Annotated in this window: 14 protein-coding genes and 1 riboswitch; of the genes, 7 read left to right on the top strand and 7 right to left on the bottom strand. The window is 71.1% G+C overall.

What is annotated here, in order from left to right:
- The first annotated feature begins 5 nt into the window (after positions 1–5).
- Both ABD830_RS00840 and ABD830_RS00835 read left to right on the top strand, forming a co-directional pair.
- Positions 6–896, top strand: coding sequence for an alpha-E domain-containing protein (locus tag ABD830_RS00840; protein WP_344984257.1), 891 nt, complete (start codon positions 6–8; stop codon positions 894–896).
- Entirely contained in the window at positions 881–1,687 is an 807-nt protein-coding gene (locus tag ABD830_RS00835) for a transglutaminase family protein (RefSeq protein WP_344984256.1), read from the top strand. Before ABD830_RS00840 ends, ABD830_RS00835 begins: the two co-directional genes overlap by 16 nt.
- On the opposite strand, the gene ABD830_RS00830 is transcribed toward ABD830_RS00835, so the two are convergent.
- Positions 1,674–2,897, bottom strand: a complete 1,224-nt coding sequence (locus ABD830_RS00830) for an MFS transporter (RefSeq protein WP_344984255.1) — start codon at positions 2,895–2,897, stop codon at positions 1,674–1,676. The genes ABD830_RS00835 and ABD830_RS00830 overlap by 14 nt on opposite strands.
- A gap of 54 nt (positions 2,898–2,951) precedes the next feature.
- On the opposite strand from ABD830_RS00830, the gene ABD830_RS00825 reads away from it, so the two are divergent.
- The 3 genes from ABD830_RS00825 to ABD830_RS00815 all read left to right on the top strand — a co-directional run bounded on the left by ABD830_RS00825 (position 2,952) and on the right by ABD830_RS00815 (position 5,608).
- On the top strand, positions 2,952–3,881 hold the full coding sequence (locus ABD830_RS00825) for a LysR family transcriptional regulator (protein WP_344984254.1): 930 nt from the start codon (positions 2,952–2,954) through the stop codon (positions 3,879–3,881).
- A 52-nt stretch (positions 3,882–3,933) separates the two neighbouring features.
- Positions 3,934–4,033, top strand: a riboswitch (SAM riboswitch).
- A gap of 7 nt (positions 4,034–4,040) precedes the next feature.
- On the top strand, positions 4,041–4,685 hold the full coding sequence (locus ABD830_RS00820) for a GNAT family N-acetyltransferase (protein ID WP_344984253.1): 645 nt from the start codon (positions 4,041–4,043) through the stop codon (positions 4,683–4,685).
- Between the two features lie 2 nt (positions 4,686–4,687).
- Entirely contained in the window at positions 4,688–5,608 is a 921-nt protein-coding gene (locus ABD830_RS00815; RefSeq protein ID WP_344984252.1) for an NUDIX hydrolase, read from the top strand.
- A 29-nt stretch (positions 5,609–5,637) separates the two neighbouring features.
- Here the strand turns inward: ABD830_RS00815 and ABD830_RS00810 are convergent, their stop codons facing one another.
- The 6 genes from ABD830_RS00810 to ABD830_RS00785 are packed head-to-tail and all read right to left on the bottom strand — an operon-like array spanning position 5,638 to position 11,316.
- Entirely contained in the window at positions 5,638–7,155 is a 1,518-nt protein-coding gene (locus ABD830_RS00810) for an acyl-CoA synthetase (RefSeq protein ID WP_344984251.1), read from the bottom strand.
- A 55-nt stretch (positions 7,156–7,210) separates the two neighbouring features.
- Positions 7,211–7,966, bottom strand: coding sequence for an aminotransferase class IV (locus ABD830_RS00805; RefSeq protein WP_344984250.1), 756 nt, complete (start codon positions 7,964–7,966; stop codon positions 7,211–7,213).
- A gap of 5 nt (positions 7,967–7,971) precedes the next feature.
- Positions 7,972–8,973 (bottom strand): hypothetical protein, encoded by a 1,002-nt coding sequence (locus ABD830_RS00800; RefSeq protein WP_344984249.1) that lies wholly within the window; start codon positions 8,971–8,973, stop codon positions 7,972–7,974.
- A complete protein-coding gene (locus ABD830_RS00795; RefSeq protein ID WP_344984248.1) occupies positions 8,970–9,494 on the bottom strand; it encodes a SigE family RNA polymerase sigma factor in 525 nt (174 codons plus the stop codon). The genes ABD830_RS00800 and ABD830_RS00795 overlap by 4 nt, the downstream gene beginning before the upstream one ends.
- Positions 9,495–9,539: 45 nt before the next feature.
- Positions 9,540–10,505, bottom strand: a complete 966-nt coding sequence (locus tag ABD830_RS00790) for an adenylate/guanylate cyclase domain-containing protein (protein ID WP_344984247.1) — start codon at positions 10,503–10,505, stop codon at positions 9,540–9,542.
- A 58-nt stretch (positions 10,506–10,563) separates the two neighbouring features.
- Positions 10,564–11,316: a FadR/GntR family transcriptional regulator gene (locus ABD830_RS00785; RefSeq protein WP_344984246.1), complete on the bottom strand. Its 753-nt coding sequence runs from the start codon at positions 11,314–11,316 to the stop codon at positions 10,564–10,566.
- Positions 11,317–11,404: 88 nt separating this feature from the next.
- On the opposite strand from ABD830_RS00785, the gene ABD830_RS00780 reads away from it, so the two are divergent.
- Both ABD830_RS00780 and ABD830_RS00775 read left to right on the top strand, forming a co-directional pair.
- On the top strand, positions 11,405–12,901 hold the full coding sequence (locus ABD830_RS00780) for an ABC transporter substrate-binding protein (RefSeq protein ID WP_344984245.1): 1,497 nt from the start codon (positions 11,405–11,407) through the stop codon (positions 12,899–12,901).
- Positions 12,898–13,836, top strand: a complete 939-nt coding sequence (locus ABD830_RS00775; RefSeq protein WP_344984244.1) for an ABC transporter permease — start codon at positions 12,898–12,900, stop codon at positions 13,834–13,836. The genes ABD830_RS00780 and ABD830_RS00775 overlap by 4 nt, the downstream gene beginning before the upstream one ends.
- Positions 13,837–13,842: the final 6 nt, after the last annotated feature.

The raw sequence follows: 13,842 nt of genomic DNA, 5'->3' as shown, positions 1-13,842 counted from the left end.
ATGCCGTGACACGACCGCTCCTGAGCCGGATCGCCGAGACCCTCTACTGGATCGGAAGGTACGTCGAGCGCGCCGACGACACCGCCAGACTCCTCGACGTGTCCGTGCACCGCATGCTTGACGAGCCCGAGACCTGCCGCTCCATCTTCGCGGTCCTCGGCCTGAGCCCGGTCGCCTCCGTCAGCGCGCCCGCCGTGATCCGGCGCCTGGCCTACGACCTGGACGAGCCGGCCTCGATCGCTGCCTCCATCCAGTCGGCCAGGGACAGCGCGAGAGGCGTGCGCGAGGTGCTGGCCAGCGAGGTGTGGGAGTGCCTGAACGTCACCTGGCACCACCTGTCCGCGCTGGAATCGCAGCCGCCGCACGCTTACCTGTCGTTCGTACGTGAGCGGGCCGCGCTGTTCTTCGGGCTCGCGGACACGTCCATGAGCAGGGACGACTGCTGGCGCTTCATCGTGCTCGGCCGCAGCCTGGAGCGTGTGGACATGACCACGAGGCTTCTCGCCGTCCACCTGGACAGCGACTGGCGGCTGCTGCTGCAGGCCAGCGGAGCGGACGAGTCGTTCACCAGGACGCACGGGGCGAGGGACGGCGAGGTGCTGGAGTTCCTGCTGCTCGACCGGCTGTTCCCGCGCTCGGTCGTCTACTCGCTGCTGACCGCCGAGAAGTGCCTGCGGGCCCTGGCCCCCGACACGACCAGGGCCGGCGTGGCCGACTCGGCGCAGGCGGCGATCGGGCGGGTGCGCGCCGGGCTCGAGTACGCCGACCTGAACGAGCTGCGAGACCGGCTGCCCGAGCTCCTCGGCACCCTCCAGGAGGCGTGCGCGGCGGCGGGAGAGGCGATCGCGAAGCGGTTCTTCCAGCACAGGGAGGCGATGGCATGGGTTGGCGCTTGAGGATCTCCCACGTGACGCGGATGGAGTACGACGGGGAGGCGCATTCGTCCTACAACGAGGTACGGATGACGCCCGCGCACAACGTCCTGTCCAGCCGCGTCGTCGTCAGGCCTGCCACGACGGTCCAGACATACGAGGATTACTGGGGGACTACGGTCTCGGCGTTCGACGTGACGGAGCCGCACCGGTCGCTGACCATCGAGGCGGTCAGCAGGGTGGAGACGTCCGGTCCGCGTCGGCCCCGGATGGCCGTGACGGAGCCGGATCCCTCGATGTACGAGCTGCTTCGTCGTACCCCGATGACGGCCGTGAACGAGGAGCTGGTGGAGCTGGCCAGGACGCAGGCGTCCGGTCGCGATCCGCACGAGAGTGCTGAGGCGATCTGCGAGGTGGTGGCTGCGCGGGTGGCGTACATGCCGGGTTCGACCGGCGTGCGCACCTCCGCGCAGGAGGCGTGGGACCTGGGGCAGGGCGTCTGCCAGGACATGGCGCACCTGACCGCCGCGCTGCTGCGCGCGGCCGGGCTGCCCGCCCGCTACGTCTCCGGCTACCTGCACCCGCGGCCCGACGCCGAGATCGGGGAGCCGGTGGAGGGGCAGAGCCACGCGTGGGTGGAGTACTGGGCGGGGGAATGGCTGCCGCTCGACCCCACCAACCGGTCGCCCGTCGGCGAGGCGCACGTGGTGGTGGCCAGGGGCCGGGACTATTCGGACGTGCCGCCGCTCAAGGGCGTCTACCAGGGGCCACCGGAGAGCCACCAGGAGATCACGGTGACCGTCACCCGCCTGTAGGCGCCTGTATCCGAGCGGGTGAGCGCCGGCGTATGAGCACCGCCGCGATCGCCAGCAGCAACCAGGCCGAGGTCAGGGCGATGAGCGAGGTCCAGCCCGCGTGCCCGTACACGATGCTGCCCACCGTGCCGCCCGCGCCGCTGCCCAGGTAGTAGCAGAGGGTGTAGACGCCGGCGGCGCGGCCACGGGCGTGCGGCGCGGCCTCGGCGGTGACCCAGGCGTTCGCGATGGCGTGCGCGGCGAAGAACCCGGCGGTCAGCACGGCGAAGCCGGCCGCCACGAGGGGGAGCGACGTGGAGAGGGTGAGCACGGAGCCCGCCGCCGTCACGAGCAGCGCCGCGACCAGCCCCTTGGAACGACCGAGACGGCCCGCCACGCGTCCGGCGGCGGCCGAGGAGGCGGTGCCCATGGCGTAGGAGAGGAAGACGAGGGAGGCGGCGGCGGGGGTGAGGGAGAGGGGAGGGGAAGTCAGGCGGAACCCGGCGGCGTTGTAGAGCGCGACGAACGCCCCCATGGCCAGCGCCCCCACGGCGAAAGGCGCGACCAGCCCGGCCCCCAGCCGCATCCCGGCGCCGTCCTTCTGGCCGGTCACCCCTTCAGCAGTGCGCTCAGCCATGGAGTCGGTGGGCTGAGAGAGAGCCCGTGCCGCGTACAGGGCGCACAACCCGGACGCTGCCGCCACCGTCAGCAACGCGCCGTGCCACCCCATCGGCCCGGCGGTGAATCCGGCGCCGAGCCGCCCCAGCATCCCGCCGACCGAGTTGCCCGCGATCATCGCTCCCACCGCGCCGGCGAGCCGCACCGTCCCCACCACGTCGGCCAGGTACGCCGCCGCGACCCCGGCGAAGCCCGCGATCGCCACCCCCTGAACCGCCCGCATCACCAGCAGCACCGGGAAGGACGGCGCCAGCGGCAGCAGCAGCCCGATCGCCGCGGAGAGCAGCACGGACCAGAGGATCATCCGCCGCCGCCCCACCAGTCCGGCCAGCCAGGCCAGGGGGAGGACCGCCACGGCCAGCGACCCCGTCGCCACTCCGATGGCCAGCGAAGCGCTGCCCGGATCCAGCCGGAACGCCACGGCGAGCTGCGGGAGCACGGGCTGCGGCGCGTACAGGAGCGCGAAGGACGACACGCCGGCCGCAGCCACAGCGGCACTGACCCGCCGCGTGTCGGGAACCGGAGGAGCGTCGATGACCACCACGTTCGCCACGCTAAGCCAGGCTAATAAATACGTCTAATGCGTATATAGGCGATAATTCATACTGTGACGGATGAATCGGATGAGAAGCTGGCCGCTCGCCTGGCGCCGGCCCTGGCCATCCTGGCCGCCGTGGGTGAGACGGGACACGTGACGCGCGCCGCCGAACTCCTCGGCATCCCCCAGCCCACGGCGAGCCGCCGCCTCGCCGCCCTGGCGGACCTGATCGGCGCCCCGCTCGTGGTCCCCTCGGGCCGCGGCATCCGCCTCACCAGGGCGGGCCGCACCCTGGCCGCCGCCTCCACCCGCGCGCTGATCACGATGGCCGCCGCCGCCCGTGAGGTCCGTGAGGAGATCGACCCGGCCACCGGCCGTGTCGTCCTGGGCTTCCTGCACCTCCTGGGCCGCGCGCTCGTGCCGTCCCTCATCCGCGGCTTCCGCGAGTGCCACCCGGGCGTCCGCTTCAGCCTGGTCCAGGGCTCGCGCCAGGACATGCTCGACGCGCTCCGCGAGGGCGCGATCGACCTGGTGTTCGCCGCCCCCATGCCCCTGGACGACCCCGGGCTGGGCAGCACCCCGCTCGCCGACCAGGAGCTGGTGCTGTCCGTGCCGCCGTCCCACCGCTTCGCCCGCCGGGCGCGGGTACGGGCGGCCGAGCTGGTGGGGGAGGAGCTGGTGACGTTGGAGCACGGGTACGGGCTGCGCCAGATCACCGACGACTTGTGCGCGGCGGCGGGGTTCGAGCCGAAAATCGCGTTCGAGGGGCAGGAGTCGGAGACCGTACGGGGGCTCGTGGCGGCGGGGCTCGGCGTGGCGATCCTGCCCCGCTCGGAGTCCGCCTCGGGCGTGGTGGAGATACCGCTGTCCCCGCCGGTGTTCAGGACGATCGGGGTGAGCTGGTCGAAGGAGGCGCGGCTGACGCCGGCCGTGCGAGCCTTCAGGGATCACGCACGCGCGGGAACCACCGACCTCGGCCCCGGCTTCCGCCCCGCGTGACCTCCCGGCGGATTGACGGTGTCCGCCTGTTTCAGGCAGGATCCTGACTCGTTGATCATCCAGAGGATCTGAGGGACCTGGCCCTGTGACGGTCCGGCAACCTCCCCGGCGGAGCTCCGCAGGAAAGGTGCCAATGCCAGGAACGATGAGGGAGAGCTGATGAGCGTACGCCTTGATGTTCCTGTCCTTGCCGGTGATCTGGTGCGGCTGGAGCCGCTGGCGATGCGGCACGCGCCAGATCTCGCGGAGGCGGTCGAGGAGGATCGGTCGTCCTACGAGTTCACGCTGGTGCCGCGCGCTCACGAGATACCGGACTACCTGGCGGCCCAACTCGCCCGCGACGGGCTGACCCCGTTCGCGCAGGTCCGGCTCACCGACGGCAAGGCGGTGGGATGCACCGGGCTGTGGGATCCACGCAGGTGGCCGGACCGGCCGGAGCTGCGGGCGATCGAGATCGGCTTCACCTGGCTGGCCGCCTCGGCGCAGGGCACCGGCATCAATGCCGAGGCGAAGCTGTTGCTGCTGTCGTACGCGTTCGACGTGCTCGGCGTCGCCCGCGTCGACCTGAAGACCGACGCCCGCAACCACCGCTGCCGCCGGGCCTTGGAGCGACTCGGCATCCCCTTCGAGGGTGTGCTGCGCGCCTGGTCCATGTCGTGGGCGCGCGGCGAGGAGGGCAAGGTCCGTGACTCGGCCATGTTCGCCGTGGTCGCCACCGAATGGCCTGCCGTCGAACCGGTACTGCAAGCCCGCATCACCGCCGCGAGCTCCCCTTCATCGGCCCCGGACGGGCCAAACTGGTGACCATGACACATGATGGCGACGCGGGGGTGCCGGGGTCGTTGGCGAGGGTGCTCGCGGACGTGACGGCCGAGCGGGCGGCTCAGGACGCGAGGTGGGGCATGCAGATCCTGCCGGACGGGACCGGAGACGAGGGGACGGTGGCCGAGTCCGACCAGGCCAGGCGCGAGACGGAGGCCGCGGCCGCGGGCGGGGTGCTCACGTGGAGACACATCCTGACGGAGGAGGTGATGGAGGCGTTCGCGGAGACGGACCCCGAACGGTTGCGAGCCGAGCTGATCCAGGTGGCCGCCGTCGCGGTCAAATGGACCCAGGCCCTCGACCGCCGGCCACCCTCAGCGGAGAGCGACCCTGACCGCGCAGCACCGCGAGAGCGCTTCCGGGCCATCGTCGACGTGCACGTGCTCCTCCTCCGCGACATCCACGACGAGTCCGGCGACGGCATCCACGGCGAGACTCACAGCGGGACTCGCGGCGGCACCGACGGTGAGTCCCACGCCGCGACTCGCCCCGGGATCCACGGCGGGAGCCCAGCCGCGATTCACCCCGGCACCCATGTGCTGCTCGGCAGGCGCAAGGGCACCGGCTTCGGGGACGGTCTGTGGCACCTGCCCTCCGGTCACCTCGAGGCGGGAGAGTCGGTCACCGAGGCGGCGGTCCGCGAGGCCAGGGAGGAACTGGGCGTGGTGATCGACCCGGCCGACCTCGCGTTCGCCCACGTCATGCACCGCGCCCCGGAACGTGTCGGCCTCTTCTTCGCCACCCGTAAGTGGACCGGTGAGCCCTGCAACGCCGAGCCGGACAAGTGCTCGGAACTCGCGTGGTGGCCCGTGGGCCACCTGCCTCACGGCGAGATGGTCGCCTATCCGGCCGCCGCCATCGCGAACGTCCTGGAGGGAGTCCCCGTCGCCCTGTACGAGTGGTAGATCGCCGCCGGCCTCCTGGACGAGGCCCCTTAGAACGCGTCGCGCAGCTCCCGCTTGAGCACCTTGCCCGAGGCGTTCTTGGGCAGCGCGTCCACGAACACCACCCGCTTGGGCGCCTTGAAGGCCGCCAGCCGCTCCCGCAGGAACGCGATCAGCTCGTCCTCGCTCACCCCCGCACCCTCGCGCAGGACCACCGCCGCCGTCACCGCCTCGATCCACTTGTCGTCCGGCACCCCGAACACCGCCGCCTCCGCCACCGACGGATGCTGGTACAGGGCCTCCTCCACCTCGCGGCTCGCCACGTTCTCGCCGCCTGACTTGATCATGTCCTTCTTCCTGTCGACCACGGACAGGTAGCCGTCGGCGTCCATGACGCCCAGGTCGCCGCTGTGGAACCAGCCGGCCCTGAACGCCTCCGCGGTCTTGTCCGGGTCGTTCCAGTAGCCGAGCATGGCGTGGGGGCTGCGGTGGACGATCTCGCCGACCACGCCGGGCGGCACGGGCCTGTCCTCGTCGTCGACGATCCGGGTCTCGACGTTCAGCGCGGGCCTGCCGGCCGAGCCGAGCCGGGTGAGCTGCTCCTCCGGGCCGAGGATCGTGGCGACCGGGGCCATCTCGGTCTGGCCGTAGAAGTTGAACAGGCGGACGTCCGGCAGGCGGGTGGCGATCTCCTTCAGCACCTCCACGGGCATGATGGAGGCGCCGTAGTAGCCCTTGCGCAGGGACGACAGGTCGCGGCGGTCGAAGTCGGGGTGGCGCAGCAGGCTGATCCAGACGGTGGGCGGGCAGAAGAGCTTGGTGGCCCGCTCGCCCTCGATCGTGGCCAGGATCGCCGCGGGGCTCGGGCCGGGCAGGACGAGGTTGGTGGCGCCGAGGTAGATGCCGGGCGTCAGGAAGCAGTGGAGCTGGGCGCAGTGATAGAGGGGCAGGGCGTGCACCTCGACGTCGTGGTGGCTCATCTCGCCGTCCACGACGCACGTGACGTACTGGGCGATCAGGCCACGGCTGGACAGCGTGGCGCCCTTGGGGCGTGACTCGGTGCCGCTGGTGTACATGAGCTGGATCGGGTCGTCGTCGGCGATCTCCACCTGCGGCTCCGACGCGTCGCCGTAGGACATCCACTCCTCGAACGGCTCCCAGCCGTCCGCCGACCCGATCACGCCGCGCACCCCGACCTCGGGGCCCACGGCCCCCTCGGCCACCGGGACGAGCGCCTCCTCCACCAGCATCCCGGTCGCTCCGGAATGTTCCAGGATGTACGCCACCTCCGCCGAGCCGAGCATGAAGTTGATCGGCACGGAGATCGCGCCCAGCCGCGCCAGCGCGAAGTACGCCACCACGAACGCGTGGTTGTTGTGGCTGAGGACGGCGAACCGGTCGCCCTTGGCGACGCCGCGCGCGGCCAGCGCGTTGGCCGTGCGGTTCACCGCGAGGTCGAGGTCGGCGTAGCTCTGGCGCAGGCCGCCGTACACGATGGCGGTCTTGGCCGGGTGGCGGGCGGCGGAACGACGGAGGAGATCACCGAGGGCGTGCCGGCGAGTCGTCATGCGGGGTTTTCCTTTGATCGCAGAACGATTTCGGCGATCGTACCCCGCAAACAGCTCAATCCAGAGGATCCCACGCAATGCGGTCATAGTGGTCGTGCAGTCGGCCCATCAGCGCGTCGTCCTGGGGCAGCGGCACGTCGTCCACCCGGCCGACCGGCCACACGCCCCAGGAGTTGCAGAGGAAGACCTGGTCGAATCCCGGCAGGTCGGCGACCTTGACCGGCCGCCGCTCCTGCGGGACGTCCATCCGCTCCAGCAGCCGCATCGTGATGCCGTGCAGCATCGGCGCGTCCGGCCAGATCAGGCGGCCGCCTGCGAACGCGCCCAGGTTGGTGATCGAGCCCTCGCTGATCAGGCCGTCCTCGGTGGTGAGCAGCGCCTCGTCGAAGCCCTCACGCGCGACCAGCCGCCCGACGTGGGCCTGCAGCATGCCGGACGCCTGCTTGATGTGCGGCAGGTAGCGCCGGTGGGGGACCGGCTTCACGCTCTGCGGGCCGCTGGGCGCCTCGTGGGGCGGGGCGGCGGTCGCGATGACGTGCGGCCGGTCGGTCTCGACGACGTACACCCGGACGCTCGCGTCGCGTACGTCGTCGCCGAGCACGGCCCTGACGGAGCCGAGCACGGCGGCCCGGTCGAGCGGGACGCCGAACAGCTCCGCGCTGGCCGCCTCCAGCCGCTCGAAGTGCAGCTCGAGCCCCCGCACCCGGCGATCCCTGACCTGCATGGCGGTGAAGTGGCCGTAGCGCGCGTGGAGCATGAAGCGCGCGTCGGCGTCCACCGGCCTGCCCTCGATGGCAGCGCGTTCCGTCACGCGATCTACTTTACGAACGCTCCGACCGACCAGCGAACGGGGCGGTTGGTGGACTCGCCCCAGACGCCCGTCCGCCCGTTGATCGTCACCTGCTTGCCCTTGGGCACCTGGAACTCAGCCATGGCCATGGGGAACGGGCCTGTCTTCCAGACGGCACAAGTCGTGGTGGTGGCGGACTCCTGGAAGTCGATCTTGTACGTGAACCACGCTCGCATGCCGAGGTCACCCGCGCAGAGCTGCTCGATGGCGATCTTCCCGCTCTCGCTCTTGACCACCAGTGAGAACGTCTGATCCCTGTCCGACACACCCGTCGCGGAGCGGGCCAGCTTCCAGCCCTCCAGCCGGGCGGGGAGAGCCCTGCCCCGCTCAGGCTGGATCCGGCGGCCGGGCGGCGTCCATTCGTAGACGGCCAGCCTCCAGCTGGTCTTTTCGGGCCCGCACGGCCTGCCCTTCCCCTGACCGCAGTCCGGCGAGCCGTAGACGGTCGTGTCGAACGTGACCGTGGCCTCCGTGGCGCCGGGCTGGATCCTGGTCAGGGGGAGCAGGCTCATCCCCTTCTCGCAGGGTGTGAAGCTGGATCGGGGGTCGTCACGGCCGTCCACGGAGACATTCGGCGCCGGACCGCCGTCATCGCCGTCGCACGCCGCGGCCACCTCCAGCGGCTTGCCGGAGACGGGGACCTTGACCGACGTCTTCGCCTCGCCGTCCTTGAGCATGGCGGTGGCCACGCGACGGTACTCGGTGCCGTCGGGCGAGGTGAACGACTCCGGCAGCCCGCCGGGCTGGCCCGCCGTCGCGGTGGTGTCGCGGTCCGGAGCGGCGGCCGTACCGGGGATGAGGTAGATGCCGGCCGCGACGACCGCCACCGCCCCCACCCCGGCCGTCACGCGCCTGCGCAGCCTGGTCCTGCGGATGCGGGAGCGGATCTCGTCGTGCCGGTACGGGTTCGCGGGCGACGGGGACTCGGCCCGCTCCCGCAGGACGTCACGCAGGTCTTGCACGGTCATCGGTGCAGCTCCTTCACGATCGACTCGTCCACTCGCAGCTTGGCCAGCGCCTTCGCGGTCTGGCTCTTGACCGTGCCCTCCTGGCAGCCCAGCAGCCTGGCCACCTCCGCCACGGGCAGGTCCTCGTAGAAGCGCAGCACGATCACCGCGCGCTGCTTGGCGGGCAGCCGGCCGACCGCCTCCCACAGCTCCTCGCGCCGGCCCGCGTCGTCGCGCGCGGGCTCGTCCGGCAGGTCGCCGCTGGGCAGCTCCCTGCGCCACCTGCGGCGCCACCAGGACGTGTACGTGGTCACCAGGACCCTGCGCACGTACGCCTCGGGCTCGTCGATGCCCGGCCAGGCGAACCACGCCTTGGCCAGCGACTCCTGCAGCAGGTCCTCCGCCGTCGCCCAGTCGTGGGTCAGCAGGTACGCGGTGCGTAACAGCCGGTCCGACCTGGCCACCACGAAGTCCTGAAATATCGCCCTATCCGCCAACTCGTCCTGCCTTCTGATGGGAGCCTGCCGACGGTAGTGACGCATCGAGCGCGACACGAGGTTGCCCGCGGCCCGACGAACCTTCCGGGGTCAGACCGAGCCCGCGCGGGCCACCGTGAAGGGGGCCAGCTCGCCCAGCCCGCGCACCGACAGCCGGTTGACCTCCCGTAGCCGGAAGGCCCGGTCTCCTTCGAGCTCCTCCGCGAACTGGGGATCGGCCAGGATCGTCCCCGGCAGCGACAGGGCAGTCAGCCTGCTGGCCAGATTCACCGTGGTGCCGAACACGTCCCCCATGCGCCAGATCACCGGCCCGGACGCCAGCCCCACCCGCAGCTCGGGCATGTCCTTGACCCGCGCGTGCGTCTCCACCAGCCGCAGCGCGATCTCCGCCGCCACGTGCGCCTGGTCGGCCACGAACAGCACGGAGTCGCCCAGCGTCTTGATCACCCGCCCGCCGGTCGAGGTCACGATGTCGGCCGAGCGCCCCTCGAACCTGTCGATCAGCCTGGCCAGCTCCGTCGCCGTGATCTGCCTGCTCAGCCGGGTGAACGCGACCAGGTCGGCGAAGCCGACGGCCAGGCGTACCGCGCTCATGTCCTGCTCGGCGATGCGCCCCGCGGCGGCGGCGAGCTGGCGCTGCCAGGCGTAGACGAGCAGCCGCGCGAGCTCGGGCACCACCCGCTCGGCCCGGCGCCGCCAGGCCCGCGGGCGATCGGCCAGCGGGACGCCCGTCTGGTCGAGTGTCTCGACGCCCATCTCGGCCTGCGACTCGGCCAGCCTGGCGGTCGCGCTGCCGATGGAGCGGGCCACCAGCAGCATGTGCTCCTCGTCGTAGATGCCCGAGCGGACCAGGCCGAGCATGGTCTTGAGGGCCTCCACGTCGGACGCGGTGAACTCGACGGCGTCGTCGGCCACGTTCGCGAACCCCAGGGCACGCCAGTAACGCCGCGCGCGGTAGACCGGCACCCCCGCCATGTCGGCGACCTGGTGGCTGGTGTAGCGGCGCGGCTCGCGCAGAAAGGCCTCGATCAGCCCGTCCCCATCCACGCCCGCCACGCAGGCAACATAACACCCGTTCCCACCGGTCGGACCTGGGCCCGGCCCCGGGAGGCGGTCAGTCCAGCAGGGCCCGGAGGGCGGAGCGTTCGTCGGCCGGGACGTAGCCCGCGTAGTAGTCGTACATCGCCTTCCTGGACAGCTGGGCGGCCAGCGGGCCGTCGCCCGCCCGCACCGCGGCCAGCACCTCCTCGTGGTGCCGGATGCTCTGCCGCATCAGCGCCTCCCGGTCGTCGGCGTCGGCGAGCTTCTCCGAGATCAGCTTGAGCACGATCGAGCGCACCACGTCCGTGCAGATCTGGATGAGCTTGTTGCCGCTCGCCCGCGCCACCACGTCATGGAAGACCACGTCGGCCTCCCCGAACGCGTCCCGGCCCGCCTCCACGGCGTCGCGCATCGCCGAGACGGCCGCGGCCATCTCGGCGAGCTCGGCGTCGGTGCGCAGCCGCGCGGCCAGCAGGACGGCCGAGGAGTCGAGCACCATCCTGAACTGCACCAGCTCGGCCAGCGACAGCTCCGCCACCCTGGCCAGCGTGGTCATCGACTTGTGCAGCGCGGCAGGAGAGAACGGCAGCACCTCCGCCCCGTTCGGGTCGCCGGGCCGCGAGCGCACCAGGCCGCGCGCCTGGAGCACGCGCAGCGCCTCGCGCACGGTGGACCGGCTGACGGAGAACTGCACCATGAGCTCCCGCTCACTCGGCAGCCGCTCGCCCGGTGAGAGCGCGCCGCTCTCGATGGCCTCTTCGACCTGCTCGACCACCCGCTCATAGGCGCGTACGGTACGCACCGGCTCGAAGCGCGGACCACCCATGTAAGCCCCCTTGACCCGAGCCGCCGTCGACTGGCAATGTGCGTAGCCTACTGGTCCGACCAGTGCACTAGCCAGGAGGCTGTAAGACATGAGGCGAATCGGGATCTGGATCGCCGCCGGCGGTCTCCTGCTGGCCACGGCCGCCTGTGGCGGCACCTCCAGCGGCGGCGGCAGCTCCAGCACCCCCAAGAACCAGAGCCTGTCCGTGGGATTCGTGGCCGAGCCCGCGAACCTGGACTTCACCTCGACCGAGGGCGCCGCCATCCCGCAGGCGCTGCTGGTCAACGTCTACGAGGGCCTGGTCAAGCTCGACCAGGACGGCAAGATCGTGCCGCTGCTCGCCGAGAAGTGGGAGGTCTCGCCCGACCGGAAGACCTACACGTTCGCGCTGCGCAAGGACGTCAAGTTCAGCAGCGGCGCGCCGTTCACGGCCGACGACGTGGCGTTCTCGCTCGACCGGGTGAAGACGGACTGGAAGCTCAAGATCAAGTCGCAGCTCGACGTCGTCGACAAGGTGGAGAAGAAGGACGACTCCACCGCCGTCGTCCAGCTCAAGAAGCCGAGCAACGGCTTCCTCTACTCGATGGCCACCAGGCTCGGTGCCATGTTCAGCCGGACCGGGGTCTCCGACCTGGCCAACAAGCCCGTCGGCACCGGCCCGTACACGCTCGGCTCGTGGCGGCGCGGCGACTCCATCCAGCTGAACGCGAACCCCTCCTACTGGGGCACGAAGCCGTCGCTGACGTCCATCACGCTGAAGTACTTCAAGGACGCCACGGCGATGAACAACGCGCTGCTGACCGGCGGCATCGACGTCATCTCGGCCGTGCAGGCGCCCGAGTCGCTGCAGCAGTTCGCCGACCCCAACCGCTTCCAGACGGTCGAGGGCACCACGAACGGCGAGGTCGTGCTGTCGATGAACAACAGCCGCCCGCCGTTCAACGACAAGAAGGCCAGGCAGGCGGTCCGCTACGCGATCGACCACAAGGCGCTCCTGGACACCGCCTGGGCCGGGCGCGGCCAGCTGATCGGCTCGATGGTGCCGCCCACCGACCCCTGGTACGAGGACCGCACCGGCGACTACCCGTACGACCCGGCCAAGGCCAAGCAGCTGCTCGGCGGCAAGACGCTCAGCGTCAAGATGCGCATCCCCAACCTGCCGTACGCGGTGGCCAGCGCCCAGGTCGTCAAGTCGCAGCTCGCGCAGGTGGGCATCAACGCCGAGATCGAGCCTCTGGAGTTCCCGGCCCGCTGGCTGGACGTGGTGTTCAAGCAGGGCGACTACGACCTGTCCATCATCAACCACGTCGAACCCCGCGACATGGGCATATTCGCCGATAAGTCGTACTACTTCCGCTACGACAACCCCGAGTTCGGCAAGCTGCTCGCCTCCGCCGACGAGGGCACCGAGCAGCAGCAGACCGACGACCTGAAGAAGGCCGCCAAGCTGCTGTCCGATGACGCGGCGGCCGACTGGCTCTTCCTCTTCCCGAACCTGATCGTGGCGAAGAAGGGCGTCACCGGGCTGCCGAAGAACGCCATCGCGGAGTCCTTCGACTTCACCGCACTCGCCAAGCAGCAGTGACGCTCTACCTGATCAAACGCCTGGCGGTGCTCGTCGCGAGCACCGCCGTGGCCGGCGTGGTGGTGTTCGCGTTCATGGCCCTGCTGCCCGGCGACCCGGCCGAGGTCGCGCTCGGCGTGAACGCCACCCCTGAGGCGGTGGCGGCGCTGCGCAAGCAGTTCGGCACCGACCGGGCGCCGGTCGCGCAGTTCCTCGACTGGTTCGGCGGGCTCCTCCACGGCGACTTCGGCACCTCGTACGTGACCAGCTCGCCCATCGGCCCGCAGATCAGCGACCGGCTCGGCGTTACGGCCGTGCTGGTGCTCGGTGGCATGGTGGTGGCGCTGGCCATCGCGGTGCCCCTCGGGACGTTCGCGGCCGTGCATCACCGCAACCCTCTGGGCGCGGCCATCAGCGCGGTCAGCCAGGTCGGCATCGCGATCCCGGCCTTCCTGGCGGGCATCCTGCTGGTGTTCGTGTTCGCGGTGCAGGCCCAGGCGCTGCCGTCCGGCGGCTACGTGCCGATCGCCGAGAACCCGGGGGAGTGGCTGCGCAGCCTGCTGCTGCCGTGGCTGTCGCTCGGGCTCGTGCAGGGCGCGGTGCTCACCCGGTACGTGCGCAGCGCCGTGCTCGACGTGATGCGCGAGGACTACCTGCGCACGGCCCGCGCCAAGGGCCGGGGCAGCACCGGCGCCCTGTGGCGGCACGGCCTGCGCAACGCCTCGATCCCCGTCGTCACCGTGCTCGGCCTGCAGCTGGCCACGCTGCTGATCGGCGCGGTCGTGGTCGAGCGGGTCTTCGTCATCCCCGGGCTCGGCGACCTGCTGCTCAACGGCGTCGCCGGGCGTGACCTGCTGCTCGTCCAAGGCGTGGTGATGGTGCTGGTGGCGGCCGTGCTGCTGATCAATTTCGTGGTGGACGTGGCGTACCACCTGCTCGATCCGAGGCTGCGATGAGGGGCC

The organism is Nonomuraea helvata (genome assembly GCF_039535785.1).
Classification (GTDB): Bacteria; Actinomycetota; Actinomycetes; order Streptosporangiales; family Streptosporangiaceae; genus Nonomuraea; species Nonomuraea helvata.
This window is presented reverse-complemented; position numbering and strand designations above follow the sequence as displayed.

Excerpts from the sequence above, each read along its gene's own strand:
- ABD830_RS00810 (WP_344984251.1), bottom strand. The coding sequence starts at position 7,155 with ATGACGACTCGCCGGCACGCCCTCGGTGATCTCCTCCGTCGTTCCGCC.
- ABD830_RS00780 (WP_344984245.1), top strand. The coding sequence starts at position 11,405 with ATGAGGCGAATCGGGATCTGGATCGCCGCCGGCGGTCTCCTGCTGGCC.
- ABD830_RS00785 (WP_344984246.1), bottom strand. The coding sequence starts at position 11,316 with ATGGGTGGTCCGCGCTTCGAGCCGGTGCGTACCGTACGCGCCTATGAG.
- ABD830_RS00815 (WP_344984252.1), top strand. The coding sequence starts at position 4,688 with ATGACACATGATGGCGACGCGGGGGTGCCGGGGTCGTTGGCGAGGGTG.
- ABD830_RS00835 (WP_344984256.1), top strand. The coding sequence starts at position 881 with ATGGGTTGGCGCTTGAGGATCTCCCACGTGACGCGGATGGAGTACGAC.
- ABD830_RS00820 (WP_344984253.1), top strand. The coding sequence starts at position 4,041 with ATGAGCGTACGCCTTGATGTTCCTGTCCTTGCCGGTGATCTGGTGCGG.
- ABD830_RS00795 (WP_344984248.1), bottom strand. The coding sequence starts at position 9,494 with ATGCGTCACTACCGTCGGCAGGCTCCCATCAGAAGGCAGGACGAGTTG.
- ABD830_RS00800 (WP_344984249.1), bottom strand. The coding sequence starts at position 8,973 with ATGACCGTGCAAGACCTGCGTGACGTCCTGCGGGAGCGGGCCGAGTCC.